The organism is Enterobacter sp. 01-M-03-SI-ECC (assembly GCF_047530215.1).
Classification (GTDB): domain Bacteria; phylum Pseudomonadota; class Gammaproteobacteria; order Enterobacterales; family Enterobacteriaceae; genus Enterobacter; species Enterobacter chengduensis.
On sequence record NZ_JBLKDA010000059.1, the window covers coordinates 1 to 9,226 of the forward strand.

A 9,226-nucleotide genomic window follows, 5' to 3' on the forward strand; every position below is an offset into this window, starting at 1 on the left:
GTATGAATCCCGCCTGAAGGGAAAGCTGCACGTAATCAGCAAGCGATATACGCAGCGAATTGAGCGGCATAACCTGAATCTGAGGCAGCACCTGGCACGGCTGGGACGGAAGTCGCTGTCGCTCACAAAATCGGTGGAGCTGCATGACAAAGTCATCGGGCATTATCTGAACATAAAACACTATCAATAATTTTGAGTCATTACCCAGTTAGCAATAACCCCCGCTTGCGGGGGCCATACCCACCAGGAGCAAACGCAGAAAGCCCGAGATACTTCTGCTGTACCGGGGGCTGGCGACATTTCAGGCAACACTCATAGTTGACATCCTCCCCGCCCTAAAGGGCGGGGAGGATGTCAATAATAGCAGACCACATCATGATGTCATTCTGACCGACAGATGCCAGAAGCAGAGGATCCATCCCATTTTATACCTACCTTATAACACTTAGAAAAACAACATGTTAAAAATGTTTATTGGAAACAATTTTATTTCCAATTGTAATGATAACCATTCTCATATTAATATGGCTACGTGATAATTAACTTTTGATGCACTCCGCATGTCTGACCGTGCCACTTCCACAGCTTCCTTAACGTTCGAGTCGCTTTATGGCACCCATCACGGCTGGTTGAAAAGTTGGCTGACGCGCAAACTCCAGTCTGCCTTTGATGCAGATGACATTGCCCAGGACACTTTTTTGCGGGTAATGAGCAGCGAAACGCTCTCGACGATCCGCGATCCTCGCTCTTTCCTGTGCACTATCGCCAAACGCGTGATGGTGGACCTGTTTCGCCGAAACGCGCTGGAAAAAGCGTATCTGGAGATGCTGGCGCTTATGCCGGAGGGGGTAGCGCCTTCACCTGAGGAACGCGAAAGCCAGCTCGAGACCCTACAACTCGTCGACAGCATGCTGGACGGGCTAAACGGAAAAACACGTGAAGCGTTTCTGCTTTCGCAACTGGATGGCCTGACATACAGCGAGATTGCGCACAAACTCGGTGTTTCCGTCAGCTCCGTGAAAAAATACGTGGCGAAAGCCGTCGAGCACTGCCTGCTGTTTCGTCTGGAGCATGGGTTATGAATCCTTCGTTAACCGATTCCCGCCGTCAGGCGCTGCGTTCAGCTTCCCACTGGTATGCCGTGCTAAGCGGCGAGCGCGTCAGCCCACAACAGGAAGCGCGCTGGCAACAGTGGTATGAACAGGATCAGGATAACCAGTGGGCCTGGCAGCAGGTTGAAAACCTGCGCAACCAGCTTGGCGGTGTGCCTGGCGACGTTGCCAGCCGGGCGCTGCACGATACCCGCCTCACCCGCCGTCACGTGATGAAAGGATTACTGCTGTTGCTCGGCGCTGGCGGAGGCTGGCAACTCTGGCAGTCGGAAACCGGCGAAGGTCTGCGGGCAGATTACCGCACCGCCAAAGGCGCAGTCAGCCGTCAGCAACTGGAAGATGACTCCCTGCTCACGCTGAATACCCAAAGCGCGGCGGATGTGCGTTTTGATGCGCATCAGCGCACCGTCCGGCTCTGGTACGGTGAAATCGCCATTACTACCGCGAAAGATGCGCAGCAACGCCCCTTCCGCGTCCTGACCCGTCAGGGCCAACTCACCGCTTTAGGGACAGAATTTACCGTCCGCCAGCAGGATAATTTCACGCAGCTTGACGTGCAGCAGCACGCCGTGGAAGTGCTTCTCGCCAGTGCCCCCGCGCAAAAACGCATCGTGAACGCTGGTGAAAGCCTGCAGTTCAGCGCCTCTGAGTTTGGCGCAGTGAAACCGCTGGATGACGAGAGTACAAGCTGGACGAAGGGCATCCTGAGCTTCAGCGATAAACCGCTGGGTGAGGTGATAGCCACGCTAAGCCGTTACCGCAACGGCGTGCTGCGCTGCGATCCCGCCGTTGCCGGGCTGCGCCTGAGCGGGACGTTCCCGCTGAAAAATACCGATGCGATCCTGAACGTTATCGCTCAAACGCTTCCCGTTAAAATTCAGTCTATTACGCGGTACTGGATAAACATTTCACCGCTGTAAGAAAAATAATTCTCATTTCGATTGTCCTTTTTACCCTTCTCGTTCGACTCATAGCTGAACACAACAAAAATGATGATGGAGAAGGTATGACGCCGTTACGCGTTTTTCGTAAAACAACACCTTTGGTTAACGCCATTCGCCTGAGCCTGCTGCCGCTGGCCGGTCTCTCGTTTTCCGCTTTTGCTGCACAGGTTGATATCGCACCGGGATCGCTCGACAAAGCGCTCAATCAGTATGCCGCACACAGCGGAATTACCCTCTCGGTTGACGCCAGCCTGACGCGCGGCAAGCAGAGCAACGGCCTGCACGGAGATTACGACGTCGAGAGCGGCCTGCAACAACTGCTGGACGGCAGCGGACTGCAGGTAAAACCGCTGAGAAATAACAGCTGGACGCTGGAGACCGCGCCCGCGCCAAAAGAAGATGCCCTGACCGTGGTCGGCGACTGGCTGGGCGATGCGCGTGAAAACGACGTATTTGAACATGCTGGCGCGCGTGACGTGATCCGCCGTGAGGATTTCGCCAAAACCGGCGCAACCACCATGCGTGAGGTGCTTAACCGCATCCCTGGCGTCAGCGCGCCGGAAAACAACGGCACCGGCAGCCACGACCTGGCGATGAACTTTGGCATCCGGGGCCTGAACCCACGCCTCGCCAGCCGCTCGACCGTCCTGATAGACGGCATCCCCGTCCCCTTTGCCCCTTACGGTCAGCCGCAGCTTTCACTGGCTCCCGTTTCGCTCGGCAACATGGATGCCATTGACGTGGTGCGCGGTGGTGGTGCGGTGCGTTACGGACCGCAGAGCGTGGGCGGCGTGGTGAACTTTGTTACCCGCGCCATTCCGCAGGACTTTGGTATCGAGGCGGGGGTGGAAGGTCAGCTCAGCCCAACCTCTTCACAAAACAACCCGAAAGAGACGCACAACCTGATGGTGGGCGGCACAGCGGACAACGGTTTTGGCACCGCGCTGCTCTACTCCGGCACGCGCGGCAGTGACTGGCGCGAGCACAGCGCCACCCGCATCGACGACCTGATGCTGAAAAGCAAATATGCGCCGAATGAGGTGCACACCTTCAACAGCCTGCTGCAATATTACGATGGTGAAGCCGACATGCCCGGCGGCCTGTCCCGCGCGGATTACGACGCCGATCGCTGGCAATCCACCCGCCCGTATGACCGCTTCTGGGGCCGTCGCAAGCTGGCGAGCCTGGGCTACCAGTTCCAGCCGGACAGCCAGCATAAATTCAACATTCAGGGGTTCTACACCCAAACCCTGCGCAGCGGCTACCTGGAGCAAGGCAAACGCATCACCCTCTCGCCGCGTATCTACTGGGTGCGCGGTATTGAGCCACGCTACAGCCAGAGCTTTATGATCGGCCCTTCCGCGCACGAAGTGGGCGTGGGCTATCGCTATGTGAATGAATCAACGCATGAAATGCGTTACTACACCGCCACCAGCAGCGGGCAGTTGCCGTCCGGCTCAAGCCCTTACGACCGCGACACGCGTTCCGGCACCGAGGCGCACGCCTGGTATCTGGATGACAAAATCGACATCGGCAACTGGACCATCACGCCGGGTATGCGTTTCGAACATATCGAGTCATACCAGAACAACGCCATCAAAGGCACGCACGAAGAGGTGAGCTATAACGCACCGCTTCCGGCGTTGAACGTGCTCTATCACCTGACTGATAGCTGGAATCTTTATGCAAACACTGAAGGCTCGTTCGGCACCGTACAGTACAGCCAGATTGGCAAGGCTGTGCAAAGCGGCAATGTGGAACCGGAAAAAGCGCGAACCTGGGAACTCGGTACCCGCTACGATGACGGCGCGCTGACGGCGGAAATGGGGCTGTTCCTGATTAACTTTAACAATCAGTACGACTCCAACCAGACCAACGACACCGTCACTGCACGTGGCAAAACGCGCCATACCGGGCTGGAAACGCAGGCACGTTACGACCTGGGTACGCTAACGCCAACGCTTGATAACGTTTCCGTCTACGCCAGCTATGCGTATGTGAACGCGGAAATCCGCGAGAAAGGCGACACCTATGGCAATCAGGTGCCATTCTCCCCGAAACATAAAGGCACGCTGGGCGTGGACTACAAGCCGGGCAACTGGACGTTCAATCTGAACAGCGATTTCCAGTCCAGCCAGTTTGCGGATAACGCCAATACGGTGAAAGAGAGCGCCGACGGCAGTACCGGCCGCATTCCCGGCTTCATGCTCTGGGGCGCACGCGTGGCGTATGACTTTGGCCCGCAGATGGCAGATCTGAACCTGGCGTTCGGTGTGAAAAACATCTTCGACCAGGACTACTTCATCCGCTCTTATGACGACAACAACAAAGGCATCTACGCAGGCCAGCCGCGCACGCTGTATATGCAGGGGTCGTTGAAGTTCTGATGTGTTAACGCCCGGCTTGCCGGGCTTTTAGCTGGAATGTGACTATGTTGGCATTTATCCGTTTTCTTTTTGCAGGCCTGCTGCTGGTGATCGGCCACGCCTTTGCCGCCACGGTTCAGGACGAACACGGCACGTTTACACTCGATAAAACGCCACAACGGATTGTGGTGCTGGAACTCTCGTTCGCCGATGCGCTGGCCGCCGTGGACGTCAGCCCGATCGGTATTGCCGACGATAACGATGCAAAACGCATCCTGCCCGAAGTGCGTGCGCACCTGAAACCGTGGCAGTCCGTCGGAACGCGCGCGCAGCCGAGCCTGGAAGCCATTGCTGCCCTGAAACCAGACCTGATCATTGCCGACAGCAGTCGCCATGCGGGGATTTACACTGCCTTGCAGCAAATCGCGCCGGTACTGCTGCTTAAGTCCCGCAACGAAACCTACGCTGAAAATTTGCACTCAGCGGCTATCATCGGCGAAGTGGTAGGTAAAAAACGAGAGATGCAGGCGCGTCTGGAACAACATAAAGAGAAGATGGCGCAGTGGTCCAGCCAGCTTCCCACAGGGACACGCGTGGCCTTTGGCACATCACGCGAACAGCTATTCAACCTGCATACCCAGGAGACCTGGACCGGCAGCGTGCTGGCTTCTCTGGGGCTGAACGTTCCCGCTGCGATGGCGGGCGCGTCCATGCCGTCCATCGGCCTGGAGCAACTGCTGGCGGTCAATCCTGCCTGGCTGCTGGTTGCCCACTATCGCGAAGAGAGCATTGTTAAACGCTGGCAACAAGATCCGCTCTGGCAGATATTAACCGCCGCGCAGAAGCAGCAGGTTGCTTCAGTCGACAGTAACGCCTGGGCGCGGATGCGCGGTATTTTTGCCGCAGAGCGTATTGCCGCTGACACGGTAAAAATCTTCCACCATCAGCCGCTTACCGATGTGAAATGACCGCGCTAAAACACCCGGTGCTGCTGTGGGGGCTTCCCGTTGCAGTACTTATTATTATTTTCTGGCTGAGTCTGTTTTGCTACTCGGCCATTCCTGTTTCCGGAGCAGACGCAATCCGCGCCCTGCTGCCTGGACACACGCCAACGCTACCAGAAGCGCTGGTGCAAAACCTTCGTTTGCCGCGAAGCCTGGTCGCCGTTCTGATCGGCGCAAGCCTGGCGCTCGCGGGCACGCTGCTGCAAACCCTGACCCACAACCCAATGGCCTCTCCTTCACTGCTCGGCATTAACAGCGGCGCGGCGCTGGCTATGGCGCTTACCAGCGCGCTGAGTCCGACGCCGGTTGCAGGCTATTCCCTGTCGTTCATCGCGGCATGCGGGGGCGGCGTGAGCTGGCTGCTGGTCATGACCGCAGGAGGCGGGTTTCGTCATACCCAGGACAGAAACAAACTGATCCTCGCGGGTATCGCGCTGTCGGCCTTTTGTATGGCCCTGACCCGCATCACCCTGCTGCTGGCCGAAGATCATGCTTACGGCATCTTTTACTGGCTGGCAGGCGGAGTGTCCCACGCCCACTGGCAGGATGTCTGGCAGCTCTTGCCGGTGGTGGTCACTGCAGTCCCTGTCGTGTTGCTGCTGGCGAATCAACTGAACCTGCTCAACGTCAGCGACAGTACCGCCCATACGCTGGGAGTGAACCTGCCGAGACTACGTTTGATCATCAATATGTTAGTGCTGCTTCTGGTTGGCGCGTGCGTCAGTGTGGCAGGTCCGGTGGCGTTTATCGGCCTGCTGGTGCCACATCTGGCGCGCTTCTGGGCAGGCTTCGATCAGCGCAACGTACTGCCGGTGAGCATGCTGCTGGGGGCCACGCTGATGCTGATGGCAGATGTACTCGCACGCGCGCTGGCCTTCCCCGGCGATCTGCCCGCAGGCGCAGTGCTGGCGCTGATTGGCAGTCCTTGCTTTGTCTGGCTGGTGAGGAGGCGAGGATGAAAATTGCGCTGGTCATTTTCATCACCCTTGCCCTGGCAGGTTGTGCGCTGTTATCACTCCATATGGGGGTGATCCCCGTGCCGTGGCGCGCGCTGCTGACCGACTGGCAGGACGGACGCGAGCATTATTATGTATTGATGGAGTACCGACTGCCGCGCTTGCTGCTGGCACTGTTTGTCGGTGCAGCCCTCGCCGTGGCGGGCGTGCTGGTACAGGGGATTGTGCGTAACCCGCTAGCATCACCGGATATTCTCGGCATTAACCATGCCGCCAGCCTTGCCTCTGTGGGAGCACTGCTTCTTATGCCATCACTATCCGTGATGGTGCTGCCGCTGCTGGCCTTTGCGGGCGGTATGGCGGGGTTGATCTTGCTGAAGATGCTGGCAAAGACCCACCAGCCGATGAAGCTGGCGCTCACCGGCGTGGCGCTTTCCGCCTGCTGGGCGAGCCTGACGGATTACCTGATGCTCCTGCACCCGCAGGATGTAAACAGTGCCCTGCTGTGGCTGACGGGTAGCTTATGGGGGCGCGACTGGCACTTTGTGAAGATTGCCGTGCCGTTGCTCATTCTGTTTTTGCCGCTGAGCCTGCGCTTTTGTCGCGATCTCGACCTGCTGGCGCTGGGCGATGCACGAGCAGCCACGCTCGGCGTGTCGGTTCAGCGCACCCGGTTCCAGGGGCTGATGCTGGCTGTCGCGATGACAGCAACCGGCGTGGCCGTCTGTGGCCCGATAAGTTTTATTGGTCTCGTCGTGCCGCACATGGTGCGCAGGATCGCCGGCGGGCGTCACCGCTGGCTGATGCCCGTTTCGGCCCTGACGGGCGCGTTGTTGCTGGTCATTGCCGATCTGCTGGCACGAATCATTCATCCGCCGCTGGAGCTTCCGGCAGGCGTGCTGACCGCCATTATCGGCGCACCGTGGTTTGTCTGGCTGCTTGTGAGAATGCGATAAATGAGATTACGTACTGAAAATCTGACCGTCAGCTATGGCGCACAAACCGTGCTGGATGGACTTTCTCTCGCCCTGCCTGCCGGAAAAATCACGGCCCTGCTCGGCCCTAACGGTTGCGGGAAATCGACGCTGTTGAACTGTTTTTCTCGCCTGTTAACACCAGACTCTGGCGAGATATTGCTTGATGAAAAACCCATAGCCGGTTTTTCCGCCCGCCAGCTGGCTCGCCGCCTGGCTTTACTGCCGCAACACCATTTATCCCCCGAGGGGATCACTGTACGGGAACTGGTTTCCTACGGCCGCAGCCCGTGGCTGTCGTTGTGGGGGCGACTCTCCGCGGAAGACAACGAGCGGGTCAACGTGGCAATGAGTCAGACCCGGACGCGCAATCTGGCTGACCGCAGGTTAACCCAGCTTTCCGGCGGCCAGCGCCAGCGTGCGTTTCTGGCGATGGTGCTGGCACAGGATACCCCACTCATTCTTCTTGATGAGCCTACGACCTACCTCGATATCAATCATCAGGTTGAACTGATGCGCCTGATGGTTGAACTCAAAAGGCAGGGGAAAACCGTAGTGACGGTACTCCACGATCTGAATCAGGCCAGCCGCTATTGCGATCATCTGGTGGTACTGGCAAGCGGTCGCGTGATGGCGCAAGGTGCTCCGGAAGCAGTGATGAAACCAGAGCTTCTAAAGACGGTGTTCAGCGTAGAAGCGGAAATCCATCCCGAACCGGTATCTGGCAGACCCATGTGTGTGGTGAAGTAGTCTGGCGAAGTCATAAGGATCATCACAGGACAGATAAAGGAAGTGATAACCACCTGCCAACTGGCACCAAAATCTGGCTGGTTGCCGGTATCACCGACATGCGCAACGGCTTCAATGGTCTCGCCGCAAAGGTGCAGACGATGCTGAAAGATGACCCGATATCCGGCCATGTCTTCATCTTCCGGGGCCGCAGCGGCAGTAAGGTCAAACTGCTGTGGTCCACCGGCGACGGGCTGTGCCTGCTGACCAAACGGCTGGAACGCGGCCGCTTCGCCTGGCCCTCTGCCCGCGATGGCAAAGTGTTCCTGACCCCGGCGCAGCTGGCAATGCTTCTGGAAGGCATCGACTGGCGGCAGCCTAAAAGACTGCTTACGTCCCTGACCATGTTGTAGGCCTCTTTATCCTGGTTGTCGTTGAATAAGCCTGGTAAAATGCGGGCTTATGAACAACACCTCCCCCTGACGACATCCTTCTGCTGAAACAGCGCCTGTCCGAACAGGAAGCGCTGAACCGCGCCCTGCTGGAAAAGCAGGCCGACCGGGAGCGCGAAATAGACCATCTGCAGGCGCAGCTGGATAAGCTTCGCCGGATGAACTTCGGCAGTCGTTCTGAATAAATCTCCCGCCGCATCGCGCAGATAGAAGCCGACCTGAACCGGCTTCAGACAGAAAGCGATACGCTGACGGGTCGGGTTGCCGATACGGGCCGGGCCCCGTATCGTTTTAACCCTGAATATTCATCGCAGATATTGTTTCGGGTTTTCCGGTATACCAGCCCTGAACTAGGTAACCGGGGCCAAGAGAACGGACGAATTCAAACTGTCCTGGCGTTTCCACCCCTTCAAACACCAGTGGTTTGCCAGTACCACGTAACCCTTTCACCACAGAAACAAGTAGCGCTCGCTTCACCGGGTCATCAATATTGGCAATAAAAATACGGTCTATTTTTATCTCATCGAAATCCAGTACCGTCAGCCATTCAATATGGGGGCCGCTTGGCAAACGGAATCTATGGTCACTCCCGTTTTTGCAACACCGATTTTGACGACAAGTTGGCTTGCTTGAATCTATCCGGCGTCTGAATGGGATTTTATTCCCGCGCCTTGATGAGTTCCGCGCCT

10 protein-coding genes and 1 pseudogene are annotated in these 9,226 nt (G+C 57.5%); 10 read left to right on the forward strand and 1 reads right to left on the reverse strand.

Going from position 1 to position 9,226, the window contains the following annotated elements; genetic code table 11:
• The 10 genes and pseudogenes from ACMWKK_RS25350 to ACMWKK_RS25395 all read left to right on the forward strand — a co-directional run.
• Positions 1-190: IS1 family transposase (locus ACMWKK_RS25350; RefSeq protein WP_242013471.1), on the forward strand; the 190-nt coding region annotated here is incomplete at its 5' end.
• A 370-nt stretch (positions 191-560) separates the two neighbouring features.
• On the forward strand, positions 561-1,082 hold the full coding sequence (fecI, locus tag ACMWKK_RS25355) for an RNA polymerase sigma factor FecI (RefSeq protein WP_016151347.1): 522 nt from the start codon (positions 561-563) through the stop codon (positions 1,080-1,082).
• Positions 1,079-2,032, forward strand: a complete 954-nt coding sequence (gene fecR, locus ACMWKK_RS25360) for a ferric citrate uptake sigma factor regulator FecR (protein ID WP_023304425.1) — start codon at positions 1,079-1,081, stop codon at positions 2,030-2,032. The genes fecI and fecR overlap by 4 nt, the downstream gene beginning before the upstream one ends.
• 86 nt (positions 2,033-2,118) lie before the next feature.
• Positions 2,119-4,443 carry a TonB-dependent Fe(3+) dicitrate receptor FecA gene (gene fecA / locus ACMWKK_RS25365; RefSeq protein WP_032643405.1) on the forward strand — a complete coding sequence of 775 codons (2,325 nt, stop codon included), beginning with the start codon at positions 2,119-2,121 and terminating at the stop codon, positions 4,441-4,443.
• 44 nt (positions 4,444-4,487) lie between these two features.
• On the forward strand, positions 4,488-5,390 hold the full coding sequence (gene fecB / locus ACMWKK_RS25370; RefSeq protein WP_007898890.1) for a Fe(3+) dicitrate ABC transporter substrate-binding protein FecB: 903 nt from the start codon (positions 4,488-4,490) through the stop codon (positions 5,388-5,390).
• Entirely contained in the window at positions 5,387-6,385 is a 999-nt protein-coding gene (fecC, locus tag ACMWKK_RS25375; protein WP_004118243.1) for an iron-dicitrate ABC transporter permease FecC, read from the forward strand. The genes fecB and fecC overlap by 4 nt, the downstream gene beginning before the upstream one ends.
• Entirely contained in the window at positions 6,382-7,338 is a 957-nt protein-coding gene (gene fecD / locus ACMWKK_RS25380; protein ID WP_004118246.1) for a Fe(3+) dicitrate ABC transporter permease subunit FecD, read from the forward strand. The genes fecC and fecD overlap by 4 nt, the downstream gene beginning before the upstream one ends.
• On the forward strand, positions 7,339-8,106 hold the full coding sequence (gene fecE / locus ACMWKK_RS25385; RefSeq protein ID WP_004152282.1) for a Fe(3+) dicitrate ABC transporter ATP-binding protein FecE: 768 nt from the start codon (positions 7,339-7,341) through the stop codon (positions 8,104-8,106).
• Positions 8,107-8,159: 53 nt separating this feature from the next.
• Positions 8,160-8,498, forward strand: a complete 339-nt coding sequence (gene tnpB / locus ACMWKK_RS25390; protein ID WP_028018554.1) for an IS66 family insertion sequence element accessory protein TnpB — start codon at positions 8,160-8,162, stop codon at positions 8,496-8,498.
• Positions 8,499-8,547: 49 nt separating this feature from the next.
• A pseudogene (locus tag ACMWKK_RS25395) lies at positions 8,548-8,806 on the forward strand (IS66 family transposase); the annotation flags it as partial.
• A gap of 22 nt (positions 8,807-8,828) precedes the next feature.
• Here the strand turns inward: ACMWKK_RS25395 and ACMWKK_RS25400 are convergent.
• Positions 8,829-9,226: EAL domain-containing protein (locus ACMWKK_RS25400; protein ID WP_406542956.1), on the reverse strand; the 398-nt coding region annotated here is incomplete at its 5' end.